Annotated in this window: 11 protein-coding genes; 6 read left to right on the top strand and 5 right to left on the bottom strand. The window is 73.7% G+C overall.

Annotated elements, in window-relative coordinates; translation table 11 throughout:
- Positions 1-85: 85 nt before the first annotated feature.
- Positions 86-1951, bottom strand: coding sequence for an ABC transporter ATP-binding protein (locus ACTFAP_RS22170; RefSeq protein WP_500467229.1), 1866 nt, complete (start codon positions 1949-1951; stop codon positions 86-88).
- Entirely contained in the window at positions 1948-3783 is a 1836-nt protein-coding gene (locus ACTFAP_RS22175; protein WP_500469539.1) for an ABC transporter ATP-binding protein, read from the bottom strand. The genes ACTFAP_RS22170 and ACTFAP_RS22175 overlap by 4 nt, the downstream gene beginning before the upstream one ends.
- A gap of 139 nt (positions 3784-3922) precedes the next feature.
- Between ACTFAP_RS22175 and ACTFAP_RS22180 the strand changes: the two genes are divergently transcribed.
- Entirely contained in the window at positions 3923-4243 is a 321-nt protein-coding gene (locus ACTFAP_RS22180; RefSeq protein ID WP_030733718.1) for a hypothetical protein, read from the top strand.
- Here ACTFAP_RS22180 and ACTFAP_RS22185 read toward each other — a convergent pair.
- The 3 genes from ACTFAP_RS22185 to ACTFAP_RS22195 all read right to left on the bottom strand — a co-directional run bounded on the left by ACTFAP_RS22185 (position 4230) and on the right by ACTFAP_RS22195 (position 6980).
- Positions 4230-4703, bottom strand: a complete 474-nt coding sequence (locus ACTFAP_RS22185) for an ATP-binding protein (protein ID WP_390123545.1) — start codon at positions 4701-4703, stop codon at positions 4230-4232. The genes ACTFAP_RS22180 and ACTFAP_RS22185 overlap by 14 nt on opposite strands.
- 205 nt (positions 4704-4908) lie before the next feature.
- The gene (locus ACTFAP_RS22190) at positions 4909-5685 is read right to left on the bottom strand and encodes an enoyl-CoA hydratase-related protein (RefSeq protein WP_495682069.1); all 777 of its coding nucleotides are present in this window, start codon (positions 5683-5685) and stop codon (positions 4909-4911) included.
- Positions 5686-5768: 83 nt separating this feature from the next.
- Positions 5769-6980, bottom strand: coding sequence for a L,D-transpeptidase (locus ACTFAP_RS22195; RefSeq protein ID WP_500467230.1), 1212 nt, complete (start codon positions 6978-6980; stop codon positions 5769-5771).
- Positions 6981-7254: 274 nt separating this feature from the next.
- On the opposite strand from ACTFAP_RS22195, the gene glgX reads away from it, so the two are divergent.
- From glgX to ACTFAP_RS22220, 5 genes are all read left to right on the top strand, one after another.
- Positions 7255-9474 (top strand): glycogen debranching protein GlgX, encoded by a 2220-nt coding sequence (gene glgX / locus ACTFAP_RS22200; protein WP_500467231.1) that lies wholly within the window; start codon positions 7255-7257, stop codon positions 9472-9474.
- 42 nt (positions 9475-9516) lie between these two features.
- Positions 9517-10110, top strand: coding sequence for an ADP-ribosyltransferase (locus tag ACTFAP_RS22205; RefSeq protein WP_500467232.1), 594 nt, complete (start codon positions 9517-9519; stop codon positions 10108-10110).
- A 163-nt stretch (positions 10111-10273) separates the two neighbouring features.
- Entirely contained in the window at positions 10274-12115 is a 1842-nt protein-coding gene (locus tag ACTFAP_RS22210; RefSeq protein ID WP_500469540.1) for an AfsR/SARP family transcriptional regulator, read from the top strand.
- 7 nt (positions 12116-12122) lie between these two features.
- Positions 12123-14234 (top strand): TOMM precursor leader peptide-binding protein, encoded by a 2112-nt coding sequence (locus ACTFAP_RS22215; RefSeq protein WP_500467233.1) that lies wholly within the window; start codon positions 12123-12125, stop codon positions 14232-14234.
- 44 nt (positions 14235-14278) lie between these two features.
- Positions 14279-16150 (top strand): TOMM precursor leader peptide-binding protein, encoded by a 1872-nt coding sequence (locus tag ACTFAP_RS22220; protein WP_500467234.1) that lies wholly within the window; start codon positions 14279-14281, stop codon positions 16148-16150.
- Positions 16151-16155 lie beyond the last annotated feature (5 nt).

Consider the following 16155-nt stretch of genomic DNA (forward strand, 5'->3'; position numbering starts at 1 on the left):
TCACGGGACAGCGAAAAGGACCGGGGCGCGAGCGGTGTCGCTCGCGCCCCGGTCCCGTCGTCCCGCATGGGCGGGGCGCCGCCGCTCAGGCCAGGCTGTCCCGCCAGGCCCGGTGCAGGTCCGCGAACCGGCCGGTGCCCGCGATCAGATCGGCCGGCTTCCCGTCCTCCACGACGCGGCCACCCTCCATCACCAGGACCCGGTCGGCGATCTCCACCGTCGACAGCCGGTGCGCGATCACCACCGCCGTACGGCCGCGCAGCACCGTCTCCATGGCGTCCTGCACCGCCTTCTCTCCCGGGATGTCCAGCGACGAGGTCGCCTCGTCCAGGATCACCACCGAGGGGTCGGCCAGCAGCACCCGCGCGAACGCCACCAGCTGCCGCTGCCCGGCCGAGATCCGGCCGCCCCGCTTGCGGACATCCGTGTCGTAGCCGTCCGGCAGCGCCGTGATGAAGTCGTGCGCGCCGATCGCCTTCGCCGCCCGCTCGATCTCCTCGCGGTCGGCGTCCGGCTTGCCGATGGCGATGTTCTCCGCGACGGTGCCGGAGAACAGGAACGCCTCCTGCGTCACCATCACCACCCCGCGCCGCAGCTCGGCCAGGGTCAGATCGCGCAGGTCCGTACCGTCCAGCAGCACCCGGCCCTCGGTCGGGTCGTAGAACCGCGCCAGCAGCTTGGCCAGCGTCGACTTGCCGGCCCCGGTGGTCCCCACCAGCGCCGTGGTCTGCCCGGCGGGCAGGGTCAGCTCGAAGGTGGGCAGCACCTCGCCGCCCGTGCGGTACGCGAACCGCACGCCCTCGAAGACGACCTCGCGCCCCGGCTGTCCGGCCGGCCGTTCCGCAGGGGTGCGGGGCGCGTCGGGCTCCGGCACGTCCGGACGCTGGTGCAGCAGCCCGGCGATCTTCTCCAGCGAGGCCGTCGCCGACTGGTAGTTGTTCAGGATCATCGCGAACCGGTCGATCGGGTCGTACAGCCGGCGGATGTACAGCGCTCCGGCCGCCAGCGCGCCCAGCTCCATGTCGCCCGACGCCACCCGGTACGCGCCCCACATCACGATCGCCGCCACCCCGGTGGCCGCGATCATCCGCGACAGCAGGACGAAGCGCGCCATCTCCAGGATGGTGTCCCCGTTCACCCGCTCGTGCTGCCGGTTCAGCACCGCGAAGCCGGCGTCGTTCACGGACTCGCGGCGGAACGCCTTCACCGGCCGGATGCCGTTCAGGGTCTCGGAGAACTTCACGATCACCTTGGCGATCGCGGTGGAGCGGCGGCTGAACCGCTCGGCCGAACGCCGCCGGTAGTTCTGCACCAGGAACAGCAGCGGGATGAACGACAGCAGCGCCGCCCCGCCCAGGCCCAGGTCCAGATAGAACAGCAGCGCGCCGATGTACACCACGGACACCAGCACCATCAGCATCTCCTGGAGCCCCTCGTCCAGGAGTTCGCGCAGCGACTGCACATCGGTGGTGGCGCGGGAGATGAGGCGGCCCGAGGTGTAGCGGTCGTGGAAGTCCAGGCTGAGCGCCTGCGCGTGCCGGTAGATCCGGCCGCGCAGATCCAGCAGGACGCGCTGGCTGATCCGGGCCGCCATCCGGATGAAGATGTGCTGAAGGGCACCGCCGCCCACCGCGCACAGCAGGTACGCGACGGCCACCGCGATCAGCGGGCCGTAGTTGTCGTTGTCGCGGACGGCCGGAACGCCCCGGTCGATGGCGTAGGCGACCAGCAGCGGGGTGCCCTGCACCGCCGCCTGCTGGGCGAGCAGCACGATCGCGGCCAGCGCCACCCGCACCTTGTGCGGACGCAGCAGCGAGAACAGCAGTTCACGCGGCGCGGTGCGGGGCGCGGGGAGCCGGTCCTGGGCGATGGGGTCGGGGGCGGCCGGTGACGGTGTCCGGCGCGGATCGCCGGGGCTCTCCTCGGTGGTGGTGACGGTGGTGGTGCTCATCGGACGGTGACCTCTTCTGGCTCGGACGGTCCGCTGTGGGCCGTGCCGGTCATCAGCAGCCGGTATTCGGCGTTGTCGCGCAGCAGTTCGGTGTGGGTGCCCACGGCGGTGATCCGGCCGCCGGACAGCAGGGCGACCCGGTCGGCCAGCTGCACGGTGGAGGGCCGGTGGGCGACGACCAGCGCGGTGGTGGTGGCCAGCACCTCGCGCAGTGCCGCCTCCACCTTGGCCTCGGTGTGCACGTCGAGGGCGGACAGCGGGTCGTCCAGCACCAGGAAGCGGGGGCGGCCGACCACGGCGCGGGCCAGCGCGAGGCGCTGCCGCTGGCCGCCGGACAGGCTCAGGCCCTGCTCACCGACCTCGGTGCCGGCGCCTTGCGGGAGCGCGCCGACGAAGCCGCCGGCCTGGCTGATGCCCAGCGCCCGCTCCAGCTCGGCGTCCGGCGTCTCGCCACCCTCGTCGGGGGAGCCCATCAGGATGTTCTCCCGGACGGAGGCGGAGAACAGGGTCGGCTCCTCGAAGGCCACCGCGACCCGCTCGCGCACCTCGCGCAGCGGCAGGGTGGCCACGTCCGTGCCGTCCAGGGTGATCCGCCCCGAGGTCACCTCGTGCAGCCGGGGAACCAGCGCGGTCAGCGCGGTCTTGCCGCTGCCGGTGCCGCCGACCAGCGCCATGGTCTCGCCGGGGCGGATGTGCAGGTCGATGCCGTCCAGCACGGCCGGGGCCTCGGGCGGGGCGTCGGGGAAGCGGAAGACGACCCGCTCGAAGCGGATGCCCTCGTCCGTCCCCGCGCCCCCGCCCGCCTGCGGCTCGCGGGCCCGCTCCGGCGGCACCTCGACGTCCATCACCTCGAAGAACCGGTCCGTGGCGGCGGCCGTGTCGTTGGTCATGGCCAGCAGGAAACCGATCGACTCCACCGGCCAGCGCAGCGCCATCGCGGTGGCCATGAACGCCACCAGGGTGCCGGCGGTCAGCCCGCCGTCGGCGACCTGGAGCACCCCGATGATCAGGATGGCGCCCATGAACAGCTCGGGCAGCGTCATGATGAACGTCCAGATCCAGGCCAGCAGCTTGGCCTTGCGGATCTCGGTGTCCACCAGCCGCTGGGAGAGCGCCTGGAACGCCTGCGCCTGGCTGCGGTGCCGGCCGAAGCCCTTGATGACCCGGATACCGAGGATCGACTCCTCCACCAGGGTGGTGAGGTCGCCCATCTGGTCCTGGGCGCGGCGGGCCACCACCGAGTACTTGGTCTCGAAGACCATGCACAGGATGATCAGCACCGGCACCGGGGCCATCAGGACGAGGCCGAGCGTCCACTGCTGGGAGAGCAGGATGACGCAGCCGATGACGATGGTGGCGGTGTTGACGATGAGGAAGGTGAGCCCGAAGGCGAGCCACATGCGCAGCAGCTGGAGGTCTCCGGTGCCCCGGGAGAGCAGCTGCCCGGTCGCCCACCGGTCGTGGAAGGACACCGGCAGCCGCTGGACGTGCTGGTAGAGGTCGGCGCGCAGCGCGGCCTCCACCCGGGTCAGCGGTCTGGCCACCAGCCACCGCCGCAGCCCGAACAGCAGCGCCTCGATCAGGCCCACCACCAGCAGGACGGTGCCGCCAAGCCACACACCGGTGGTGTCCCCGTCGGCGACCGGGCCGTCCACGATCCACTTGAGGATCAGCGGCATGGTCAGCCCCAGGGTGGCCGCCGCGATGGCCACGGCCGCCGCGCCGAAGACCCGCACCCGCACCGGCCGCACGTACGGCCACAGCCGCAGCAGGGAACGGACGACGGAGCGCTTGGCGGCAGGGGCGGCTGGGGCGGGGGCTGTGGCAGACATCATCACCGAGCCTACGTTTAGCCACTGACACTTCCCAGCGGGTTTTTGGTCCTACGACCGGGGACGGAGGCCGTCGCGGTCATCGTCCCGCGCCGGGCGGGGGCGGCGCCTGTCGGTGGGGGCCGTTACGGTGGCGGGCATGAGTCGAACCGAAGTGCGCGAGCTCCAAGCCGCGCTGCGTACCGCGTACGACGTCGCCTTCGACCAGGAGAGCCCGGCGGGGGAGCAGGCCGAGGTGCTGGTCGACGCGCTGCGCCGGGCGCTGGTGGCGGCGCAGTCGCTGAGCGACGGGCCGGGGGAGACGGGCTGCCGTGAGCATCCGCGCGGGGCGGTGGATCCGCTGTACGGGGACCGGGAGGATCCGCTGCCGGCGGGCTGGGGGAAGTGCCTGCTGTGCAACGACCGCCGCCGCCGGGCGGGCACCAGACGGCGGGCGGGGGCCGTGCCTAACGGCCGGTGAGGCGCAGCTCGAACCAGGTGGATTTGCCGCGTGGCAACAGGTCCACGCCCCAGCGGTCGGCCAGGGCGTCGACCAGGAACAGGCCGCGGCCGTTGAGGTCCAGCTCGCGGCCGGGGGGCAGCAGACAGGGCAGCGCCCGCGAGGGGTCGCGGATCTCCACCCGGATCCAGCCGCGCCGGCGCCGTACCAGCAGCCCGAAGCTGTGCGCCCCGGCGTGCTGGACGGCGTTGGCGGCCAGCTCGGCGGCCAGCTGCACGGCGTCCTCGGTGAGCTGCCGCGACAACAGCCAGCGGTCCCGCAGCAGGTCGCGGGTCAGCCGGCGCACGAGCGCCGCCGATTCGGGGCGGGCGGGCAGCCGTACCTCGGCGGCCGACGGATCGGAGGTCATGTCCACCGCCGCTCCGCTCGGTCCGCTCACGCCCATGACGTCCCGCATCGGGGTGTCCGCCGTCGCTGCCATGGGCCCATCATGACGCGCATATGCCGGGCGCGTGGGGGGTTCCGGGGTAAGTGTCCCTGGTGGGGTGACTGATCCAGCGGTGACTTCGCACATATGCCAACAGCAGATGAGGCCCCACCAGGTGCGATGACCGGGGCGGTCGGGGTTTGCCGCCGGACGGGGTGTTCCGGCGGCACCAGGGCACGGTTGCCCGACCCGGGCCGGATCAGCCGAAGCTGGCCTTGCCAGGACCTTCCTCGATGAAGCTGCGGAAGCCCTCGGTACGGTCCGCGGTGGCGAACAGACTTGCGAACCAGGTGCGTTCCAGGGCGAGGCCGGCGTCGATCCCGCTGTCGAGGCCGCCGTCCACGGCCTCCTTGGCGGCACGCAGGGCGATCGCGGGGCCCTTCGCGAGCCGGGCCGCCCAGGCGTGGGCCTCCCGGTACACCTCGTCGGCGGGCAGCACCCGGTCCACCAGGCCCAGGGCGAGCGCCTCGGCAGCCTTCACCTGGCGTCCGGTGAAGATCAGGTCCTTGGCGCGGGAGGGGCCGATCAGCCGGGACAGCCGCTGGGTGCCGCCGGCGCCGGGGATCAGCCCGAGCAGGATCTCCGGCTGTCCGAGCCTGGCGTCCTCGGCGGCGAACCGGACATCGGCGCACAGGGCCAGCTCGCAGCCGCCGCCCAGCGCGTACCCGGTGACGGCCGCCACCACCGGCTTGGGGATGCGGGACACCGCGGTGAACGCCTCCTGGAGGCCGCGGGCGCGGTCCACCATCGCGGCGTGGTCCATGGCGCGCATCTCCTTGATGTCGGCGCCCGCCGCGAAGGCCTTCTCGCCGCCCCAGATCACCACCGCGCGGATGTCCTCGCGCCCGGTGATCTCGGCGGCCAGCTCCCGCAGCCGGTCCTGGAGGGCGCTGTCCAGGGCGTTCAGCGGCGGCCTGTTCAGCCGAACCGTGCCGACGCCGTCCGTGACTTCGAGGTGTGCGGTGTCCACAGTCATGCCCGCCACAGTAAGGGCTGGGGCGGAACGCGTGTGGGCCCCGGCCGGAGCGGCCGGGGCCCACACGGGGGAGCGGTGCGGGGTTACTGGCCCGCGCCCCACTCGCTCCAGTCCATGTTCCAGCCGCTGAGGCCGTTGTCCGGGGCGAGGATGTCGTCGTTGGAGTTGATGACCTCGACCACGTCGCCGACCAGCGAGTTGTCGTAGAACCACGCGCCGTCGGTGGAGGGGTCACCGGCGCCCTGGGTGTCGCGCAGGCCGATGCAGCCGTGGCTGGCGCGGCCGTTGCCGAAGATGTCGCCGCCCCAGTAGTTGCCGTGGATGAAGGTGCCGGACTGGCTCAGCCGCATGGCGTGCGGAACGTCCGGGATGTCGTAGTCACCGTCGAAGCCGACGGTGGCGCCGTCCATCCGGGTCTCCTTGTACTTCTCGGAGATGACCATCTTGCCGTTCCAGGTCGTCATGCCGGGCGCCCCGGTGGTGACGTCGAAGGTCTTCACCTTCTCGCCGTCGCGCACCACGTCCATGGTCAGCTTCGCGTCGTCGACGGTGGTGATCTGGCTGCGGCCGATGGTGAAGTTCACGTCCTGGCTGGCGGTGCCGTACACGCCCTGCGAGCCCTCGACGCCGCGCAGCCGGAACTGCACGCCGACCTCGGTGCCCGGCTCCCAGTACTCCTGGGGGCGGAAGTCCACCCGGTGGCTGCCGAACCAGTGCGGCTCGACCTCGACGGCCGGCTCGGTGGTGATGCGGATCGCGTCGGCGACCGCGGAGGTGTTCTCGATCGGCGCGTCGAAGGTGACCGACAGGATCATGCCGACGCCGTACTCGGAACCCTCGACGACCGTCCAGGAGGTGGAGAAGGTGGTGCCGGCCGCCACGGTGGTGAAGGTGGAGGTCTCGGTGGCGCTGGCGCCGTCCTTGTCCTCGGCGGTGGCGGTCACCGTGTACGCCGTGTCGTTGGCGAGGTGGTCCTGCGCCTGCCAGCCCGAGTTGTCGTCCATCAGCTCGCCCGGGACCTCGGTGCCCTCGGCGTCGGTGACGCTGACCGCGGTGAGCGTGCCGTGGTCGACGGCCACCGCGATCTCACCGGTGGTCGCCACGTCCGCGGCGCCGTCCTCGGGGGTGATGGCCAGGGATATCGCGTTCCCGGCGTCACCGCCCTTGCCGTCCTCACCGCTCTTGTCGTCGGCCGCGCTGCTTCCGCTGCACGCCGACACCGCCAGCAGCACCACTCCCAGTAGCGCCGCGACCCCGCTGGAAGCGAATCTGCCGCCCGGCCGCCTACGCACCATGCTTGCGTTCTCCCTCACTCAAACCCACACACCCCGGGGACGCCACGCCCGATGGAAATCCCCTTTCCGGCCAGGTAATCACACTGTGCAGAGGGGAACCGCCGTGGATTGTCACCGTTCCGTCGCAGTTCGGCGCCCTGATGTCAACAGTCCTGCCGAGCGCCATGGCAAAATGCCCTAATCCGGGCAAAAGGGGGCCCGTTCGCGCAGGGCTCCCACGGCACCGGAACACCGTCAGCACACAGCAGTACCACGCGACTTCGGGAGGCCGGACGTGTCCCTGACACCCCAGGACGGACGGCGCACCCAGGTCTGGCCCGGCCGCCCCCAGCCCCTCGGCGCCCGCTTCCACACCGGCCCAGGCGGCACCGAGGGCACCAACTTCGCCCTGTGGGCGGGCGGCGCCGAGGCCGTCGAGGTCTGTCTCTTCGACGACACCGACCGCGAGACCCGCCATCCCCTGGAAGAGGTAACCCACGAGATCTGGCACGGCTTCCTCCCCGGGGTACGGCCCGGCACCCGCTACGGCTACCGCGTGCACGGCCCCTGGGACCCGCCCGCCGGCGCCCGCTGGAACCCCGCCAAGCTCCTCCTGGACCCGTACGCCCGTGCCATCGACGGCGAATTCGCCGCCCTGCCCCCCGAGGTCTACGGCCACGTCCGCGACTGGCCCCGCCAGGACGCCGCCGACACCGTGCGCGACGACCGCGACTCCGCCCCGTACGTCCCCAAGGGCGTCGTCACGGACGACCGCGAGACGCCGTGGACCGACCCCTGGGCCGAGGACCGCCGCCCCAAGACCCCCTGGGCCGACTCCGTCATCTACGAACTCCACGTCCGCGGCTTCACCATGCGCCACCCCGGCGTCCCCCCGCACCTGCGCGGCACCTACGCCGGACTCGCCCACCCCGCCGCCCTCGAACACCTCACCTCGCTCGGTATCACCGCCGTCGAACTGCTGCCCGTCCACCAGTTCGCCCACGAGGACCACCTGCTGCGCCGCGGCCTGCGCGACCACTGGGGCTACAACTCCATCGGCTACTTCGCCCCGCACGCCGGATACGCCGCCACCGGCACCCGCGGCCAGCAGGTCGGCGAATTCCGCGACATGGTCGCCGCCCTGCACGCCGCCGGCATCGAGGTCATCCTCGACGTCGTTTACAACCACACCGCCGAGGCCGACGAACGCGGCCCCACCCTCTCCCTGCGCGGCATCGCCAACCCCGGCTACTACCGGCTCGCCGACAACCCCCGCCACTACGCCGACTACACCGGCTGCGGCAACACCCTGCACGTCGTCCAGCCCCAGGTCCTGCGGCTGATCACCGACTCCCTGCGCTACTGGGTGCAGGAGATGGGCGTCGACGGGTTCCGCTTCGACCTCGCCGCCGCCCTCGCCCGCTCCATGCACGACGTGGACATGCTCTCCCCGTTCCTCGCCGTCATCGCCCAGGATCCCGTGCTGCGCCGCGTCAAACTCATCGCCGAACCCTGGGACATCGGCAGCGGCGGCTACCAGGTCGGCGCCTTCCCCCCACTGTGGACCGAGTGGAACGACCGCTACCGCGACACCGTGCGCGACTACTGGCGCGGCGCGCTGCCCGACGTGCGCGACCTCGGCTCCCGGCTGGCGGGATCCAGCGACCTGTACGCCTGGGGCGGCCGGCACCCGTACGCCTCCGTCAACTTCGTCACCGCCCACGACGGCTTCACCCTGCGCGACCTCGTCTCCTACAACAGCAAGCACAACGAGGCCAACGGCGAGGACAACCGCGACGGCACCGACGACAACCGGTCCTGGAACTGCGGCGCGGAGGGCGAGACCGAGGACAAGGAGATCACCGCGCTGCGCCGCCGCCAGCTGCGCAATCTGCTCAGCACCGTGCTGCTGTCCACCGGCGTGCCGATGCTGGTGGCGGGCGACGAGATGGGCCGCACCCAGCGCGGCAACAACAACGCCTACTGCCAGGACAACGAACTGGGCTGGATCGACTGGAGCGCCTCCCGGGACCCCGCCTGGCGCCCGCTGCTCGACCTCACCCGGCGGCTGATCGCGCTGCGCCGCACCCATCCGGTGCTGCGCCGCCGGGCCTTCTTCTCCGGGCGGCGGCACGGTCCTGGCGGCATGCGCGACCTGGGCTGGTTCACCGCGAGCGGGGAGGAGATGACCGAGGAGGACTGGCACCGGCCCAGCAAGACGCTGGGCATGTTCCTGTCCGGCCGCGACATCCCGCAACGCGACGAGCGGGGCCGCCCGGTGACCGACGACAGCTTCCTGGTGCTGCTGCACGCCGGGGCCGAACCCGCCCGCTTCCCGCTGCCGGGGCCGCCCTGGGCCACCGGGTACGAACTGCTCGTCGACACCTCGCGGGAGGAACAGAGCGCCCCGCCCGGCAGCCACCACGACGGCGGCGGCGAACTGCTGCTGCCGGCCCGCTCGGTCCTGTTGCTGCGTGCCCTGCCCCCCGGCGCCGACACGCCCCCGATCGGGTGATGTTGCGCGGCGCGGCGGCCCCCGGGCAGCAGGGTGTGCGGCATGTTGCTCAAGCGAATCACCCGCCGAGCCGCGGCCGTTGCGCTGCCCCTCGCCCTGCTGTTCACCTCGGCCGGCGCCGTCACCGGCTCGACCACCGCCACCGCCGTGGTCTGCCCCGTCGTCGACGACAAGCTGTACGCCGCCGCCGTCACGGACGTCGACCTGGACCGGATCACCCCCGACCCGGTCTACCGCGACAACTGCCGCCAGCTGTACCGCGCCGAGGGCCGCGCCCCCGAGGTCATCTTCGAGGAGGGCTTCCTGCCCTGGGACACGGTCGACGGGCAGTACGACCTGGAGGCGTACGTGCTGGAGAACCAGCACTCGCCGTTCGTCAGCGCGACCTACGACCACGACCTGTACAAGGACTTCCGCAGGACGCTCTACAACTACTACATCGACGCCCCCAACGGCATCGACGTGAACCTGACCATCGGCGACGACCACAAGTACGCCGGCCAGGTGGAGGTCGCCTTCCCCGGCGGCATCGACCGCGCCTTCATCGCCGGTGCCTGTCCGATCGACCGGACCACCCACACCGAGATCATGGCGCAGTGCGTCGACAACCCGCACTACGACCCCTGGCGGAACTGACCGCTGTGCCACTTCTGACAGCAACCTGAGCGGCACACCTGCAAGATGCTGACGCCGCCGCCCCTCCCCGGGCCCGCCGCCCCGTCCGTACCGTTCGGAACACCGAACACGACGCCCCGACGGGCGGGCGGGGCGAACGGACGGGGAGGGGGACGCGGTGGCCGTGCGGTTCCAGCTCCTCGGCCCGCTGAGCATGACCGACGGCACCGACACCGTCGTCCTGGGGCCCTCCAAGCCGACGAACCTGCTGGCCGCGCTGCTGCTGCGGTCCAACAGCATCGTCTCGGCCGGCTACCTCCAGCAGATGATCTGGGGCGACGAACAGCCCGCCACCGCCAAGGCCGCCCTCCAGACCTGTGTGCTGCGGCTGCGCCGGCTCTTCGAACGCCAGCACGTGCTGGACACCCCCATCGAGGCGGCCCCCGGCGGCTACCGGATCACCGCCGACGAACGGACGCTGGATCTCATCGAGTTCCGCGCCCGGGTGCGCCACGGCACCGCGCTCGCCGATGACCCGGCCGCCGAACTCGCCACGCTGCGGCACGCGCTGACGCTGTGGCAGGGCGCTCTGCTGGCCAACGTACGCTCCGAGACCATGCACCGCGACGAGGTGCCGCGCCTGGTGGAGGAACGGCTGCGCACCGTGGAGCGGGTCTGCGACCTGGAGCTGACGCTCGGGAACTGCGGTGCCGCGCTGGTCGAACTGTGGAGCGCCACCCGCGCCCACCCCAGCCACGGGCGGTTCCGCGAGCAGTTGATCGAGGCGCTGTACCGCACCGGGCGGCAGTCGGAGGCGCTGAGCGAGTACCGGGGGTTCAAGGAGTACCTCCGTGACGAGCTGGGCGTGGACCCCTCGCCCGCCCTCCAGAAGCTGGAACTGGCCATCCTGCGCGGGGAGAGCCTGGGACCCGCGCCGGAGAGCGAACAGCCCCCGGCGCTGCCGCCCGCCGTGCTTCCGGCGGCGCTGCCCGCCCCGGCCGCACCGAGCGCACCGGCCGCCCCGGGCGTGCCCCTCGCCCCGGGCCCGCCCCTGGACCCGTCGCCCGCCGCGTGCGCCGCCGCGCCGCCCGCCTGGACGCCGGTGCCCTCCTTCACCGGCCGCGCCACCGAGGTCGCCGCCCTGGTGGCACGGCTGACCACCCAGCCCGGCACCGAACTCCTGTGCGGCGCCCCCGGCATCGGCAAGACCGCGCTCGCCCGCCACGTCGCCGACCTGGTGCGCGACCACTTCCCCGGCGGCTGCCGGGTCATCGACATGGCGGACCGCGACGCCGCCGCCCCCGGCGCCGGTGACGGGCCGGAGGAGCCGATCGACGCCGACCCCCGTAAGCTCCTGGTCCTCGACGACGTCGAGGACCCCGGACACGTCCGCCCGCTGCTCTCCGCCCGGCGCGGCGCCGCCACCCTCATCACCAGCCGGCGCGGCCTCGCCGCCCTCGTCGCCACCCACGGCGGGCGCGTCACCCGGCTCGACCTCTTCACCGCCGCCGAGGCCCACGCCCTGCTGCGCGCCGCGCTCGGCACCGAGCGGGTCGCCGCCGAGCCCGGCGCCGCCGCCGAACTCGCCCTGCTGTGCGGCCGCCACCCGCTTGCCCTGCGGATCGCCGCCGCCCGGCTGCTCACCCGCCCCGCCCTGCGGCTCGCCGACGCGGTGGGCTGGCTCACCGACGACCCGCTCACCCGCCTCGCCCTGCCCGACGACCCGCGGCTGTCCGTACCCCGGGTGCTGGACGGCGCGCTGGAGCGGCTGGCGCCGCCGCTGCCCGCGGTGTTCGCCGCGCTGGGGCGGCTGGGCCACGACCGGTTCCACCCCGCCGACGCGGCCACCGCCGTGGACGCCGCCGGGACCTCCCCCCTGACCCCGTCCGAGACCGAGAGCGCCCTGGAGCGGCTGGCCGACGCCGGCCTGCTGGAGGACGGGCCACCGGGCCCGTACCGCATGCATCCACTGCTGCGGGGCTACGCCAGAACCCGCTACCCCGACCGAGACCCACAGAAGGTGTGAGACAGGCATGGCCGCAGCGTTCGACACCATCGCCGGCACCCGCCCGCGCATCCGGCGCGACGTGCTGTACACCCAGACCCCGGGCGGGGTGCTGTTCCACAACGCCGACGGCGGTTTCCATCTCGCCGGGCGCACCGCGTACCGGTTCGCCACGCTGATCGTGCCGCACCTGGACGGCGGGACGCCGCTGCGCGACATCTGCGCCGGCATGGGCGAGCAGCAGCGCGCGATGGTCGCCTCGCTCGTCGGTTCGCTGTACGAACGGGACTTCGCCCGCGACGCGAAGGAACCGGCCGCCGGTGACGCGGACGTGCTGCCCGAGGACATCGCGGAACGGTTCGCCGCGCAGATCGCCTACATCGACCACTACGCGGACGACGCGCGGCGCCGCTTCGCGGCCTTCCGCGCCACCCGGGTCCTGGTGCTGGGCACCGGCGAGTGCGCGCAGTGGGCGCAGCTGAGCCTGATCAGGAACGGCGCCGCCGCCGTCACCGCGGAGCGGGTGGGCGGGCGGGTACGGGAGGAGGCCGCGGCACTCCCGGTCGAGGTGCGGGAGGGCACCGACCCGGCCGGCGCCGACGTGGTGCTGGTGACCGGCGACGACGCGCTGATCCGTACCCACGCGCTGCTCGCCGCCAGCCTGCCCGAGGGGCAGCGGGTCATCCCGGTGTGGACCTTCGGCGAGCGCGTCATCACCGGGCCGCGCGCGGCGGCGGGAACCAGCGGCTGTGTCTCCTGCGCGCTGCTGCGGCTGGGCGCCTCGGTGGACGCGGGAGCCGCCGCCGAGCGGTGGAGCGAGATCGCCGCCGGCGCGGTGGCCGAGCCGGGCACGCCCGGCGGCGGACCGCTGACCGGCCCCGTCGCGGCGATGACCGGGAACCTGCTCGGCTACGAGGTGTTCCGGTCGGCGACCGGCGCGCTGCCGGCCGAGACGGACGGCCAGATCCTGATCCAGGATCTGGAATCGCTGGACGTGGTCGCCGAACCGCTGCGCCCCCACCCGCGCTGCCAGCTGTGCGGGCCCACCGCCCCCGCCGCGGACGGCCCGCCGCAGGACCTGCCCGACGCCCTGACCGTGGCCCGCACCGCGACGGTGGAATCCGCCCGGGACGCCGAGGAACTGGTGGACCGGCTCAACGGCCTGGCCACCGCACTGGTCCGCCCGCACGCCGGGGTCTTCGCCCGCTACGACGACGAGTCGCTGACCCAGCTGCCGCTGAAGGTGGCCCGGGTGGAACTGCCGCTGGGCCCGGCCGGCGGCCCGCGCACCATCGCCGCCTTCGACGTGCACCACCTCGCCGGCGCCCGGCTGCGCGCGCTGCGCACGGCGGCGGCGGTGTACGTGGAACGGGTCGTCCCGGCGCCGCTGCTGCCCGGCGGTCCCGGCACGCTGCCGACGCTGCTCGCCGGCGCGGACCGGGAGGTGGCGGCGTGGAGCGCGGTCACCTCGCTGCTGACCAAGGAGCGGGCGGCCGTACCCGCCGCCGCGCTGCGCCCGTACGGCCCGCACAACCGGGACCGGCACCGGCTCACCGGCAGCGGGGGCACCGGCGCCGGGGAGACGCCGGCCGAGGCGGCCGGGCACGCGCTGCTGTCCGCGCTGGCGCAGGACGCGCTGATCCGGGCGGTGCGCGGCACCACCCGGGTCGGCCCGCTCGCGCCTGCGGAGGAGGACGCCGACCCGGAGCTGACGTTCCTGCGCACCGCCGCCGGGCGGCTCGACCTGGCGGTGGAGCTGCTGGACCTGGGCGAGGCGGAACGTTCCGGCGCCCATGTGGTGCTGGCCCGCGCCGCCGACGGCCGCTGGGCCGCCGGGGCCGACACCGGCCGCCGCGCCGCCGCCGTCACCGCGCTGCGCGACCTGCTCGGCCAGGCCCAGCTCCCCGGCGCCGACCTCGGCGACCCGCTGCTGCCCGACCTGGCCCCCGGCACTGTCGCCACCACGGACACCGCCGCCCCGGCCGCCCCCGACACCACCCTCGAAGCCGTCCTTGACCGGCTGCGCGCGGCGGGCCGCGACGTCCTGTACACCGACACCACCCCCACCGACCTGCGCTCCGGCGGCCTGTACACCGCCCGCGTCCTGCTGACGGAGGCCACCGCCGATGCCCAGCGCTGACGCCCCGGCGCGCGCCGTACCCGCCCGCGCCCGGGAGGCGGCCGATGCACACCGCTGAACTGGCCGCCCTGATCCGGCAGGACCGCCCCGAGACCGACGTGGCACCGCTGGGCCTGCACAACGCCCTGACCGACACCTCACCGGTCGCCGCCGACGGCACCCCCGTGCGGCTCTACGGCCGGTACGCGATCGTCGGCCCCACCCCCGCGCCCGGCGGCGACCGGCCGCGCCCCTGCGCCCGCTGCCTGGAACGCCGCTGGCAGGCGGTCAGATCGGTGGCGCTGCGGGACGCCCTGGAGCTGGACCCGGCGCACCCCACCCGCGCCGCCGGAGCGTACCCGTACGCGACGCCGTTCGCCGCCGACACCCTCACCGCGCTGATCGGCGCCCGCGAGCGCGACGGCGGCCCGCACGCGGTGGTGCACCTCGTCGACCTGCAGACCCTGGGCGTACGCCGCTACCCCCTGCTGCCCGACCCCGAGTGCCCGGCCTGCGGCCGTACCGAGCCCGACACGGCGCAGGCGGCCACGCTCACCCTGCGCCCCGCGCCCAAGCACCGGCCGGGCACCTTCCGGGTGCGCCCCCTCGACGCCTACGAACTGCCCACCGACGCCTACGCCAACCCGGTGTGCGGCGCGCTCGGCTCCACCGTCGTGTACGACGTGTCCTCCACCTCGACCTCCGCCACCATCGGCTGCTTCTCCATGCGGTCGGGGGAGTACCTGCGCGAGACGTTCTGGGGCGGGCACGCCGACAGCTTCGGCACCAGCGTGCGCATCGGCATCCTGGAGGGCCTGGAGCGGTACGCCGGGATGCGGGCCAGGGGCCGCACCGCCGCCGTCCGCGACAGCCTGGACGGGCTGCGCGAGCGCGGCACCCCCGCCCTGGACCCGCGCGTCTGCGGCCTGTACTCGGACGCCTTCCACCGGGACAACCCGCACGTGCCGCCGTTCACCGCCGACCGGGTCATCCCGTGGGTGTGGGGTCACTCGCTGCGCGACCACCGGCCGCTGCTGGTGCCGGAGGTGCTGACGTACTACCACGCGCCGGGTCTGGAGAACCGTTTCGTCCAGGAGTCCTCCAACGGCTGCGCCTCCGGCGGCTCCCTGGAGGAGGCCATCTACTTCGGGCTGATGGAGGTCATCGAGCGCGACGCGTTCCTGCTGTCCTGGTACGGCCGCGCCGCGCTCCCCGAACTCGACCCGTACAGCAGCACCCGCCCCGCCACCCGCCACATGGTGGACCGGCTGGCGATGTACGGCTACGAGGCGCGGTTCTTCGACACCCGCGTGAGCTTCCCGGTCCCCGTCGTCACCGGCGTCGCCGTCCGCCCGGACGGCGGCATGGGCCGGATGTGCTTCGGCGCGGGCGCCGGGCTGGATCCCGAATCGGCGCTCGACTCCGCGCTGTGCGAGATCGCCACCGACGCCGTCAACCTCCCCGGCCGCACCGAACGCGACGAGGAGCGGCTGCGCGCCATGGCCGCCGACTTCGGCCTGGTGCGGGCGCTGCACGACCACCCCCTGGTGTACGGCGTCCCGGAGATGGGCGAGCACGCGAGCTTCCTGCTGGATCGCCCGCGCGGGCCGCTGCACCCGCTGGGGGAGCGGTTCGGGGACGGAACGGTGCCCGCCGTCTCGGACGACCTGCGCGAGGACCTGGCCGCCTGCACCGCCGCCGTCACCGGTGCCGGATTCGATGTCGTCGTCGTGGACCAGACCATGCCCGAGCAGCGCGACCTGGGCCTGACCACGGTCTCGGTGCTCGTCCCCGGCCTGCTGCCCATCGACTTCGGCTGGTCGCGGCAGCGGGCGCTCGGGATGCCGCGGATGCGCACCGCGCTGCGCGAGGCCGGGCTGCGCGCCACCGACCTGACGCCCGCCGAGTTCAACCCCGCCCCCCACCCCTTCCCCTGATCGGA

It is taken from the genome of Streptomyces sp. PH9007 (assembly GCF_059813725.1).

Excerpts from the sequence above, each read along its gene's own strand:
- ACTFAP_RS22215 (WP_500467233.1), top strand. The coding sequence starts at position 12,123 with ATGGCCGCAGCGTTCGACACCATCGCCGGCACCCGCCCGCGCATCCGG.
- ACTFAP_RS22190 (WP_495682069.1), bottom strand. The coding sequence starts at position 5,685 with ATGACTGTGGACACCGCACACCTCGAAGTCACGGACGGCGTCGGCACG.
- ACTFAP_RS22220 (WP_500467234.1), top strand. The coding sequence starts at position 14,279 with ATGCACACCGCTGAACTGGCCGCCCTGATCCGGCAGGACCGCCCCGAG.
- ACTFAP_RS22195 (WP_500467230.1), bottom strand. The coding sequence starts at position 6,980 with ATGGTGCGTAGGCGGCCGGGCGGCAGATTCGCTTCCAGCGGGGTCGCG.
- ACTFAP_RS22185 (WP_390123545.1), bottom strand. The coding sequence starts at position 4,703 with ATGGCAGCGACGGCGGACACCCCGATGCGGGACGTCATGGGCGTGAGC.
- ACTFAP_RS22180 (WP_030733718.1), top strand. The coding sequence starts at position 3,923 with ATGAGTCGAACCGAAGTGCGCGAGCTCCAAGCCGCGCTGCGTACCGCG.
- ACTFAP_RS22170 (WP_500467229.1), bottom strand. The coding sequence starts at position 1,951 with ATGAGCACCACCACCGTCACCACCACCGAGGAGAGCCCCGGCGATCCG.
- ACTFAP_RS22175 (WP_500469539.1), bottom strand. The coding sequence starts at position 3,783 with ATGTCTGCCACAGCCCCCGCCCCAGCCGCCCCTGCCGCCAAGCGCTCC.
- ACTFAP_RS22205 (WP_500467232.1), top strand. The coding sequence starts at position 9,517 with ATGTTGCTCAAGCGAATCACCCGCCGAGCCGCGGCCGTTGCGCTGCCC.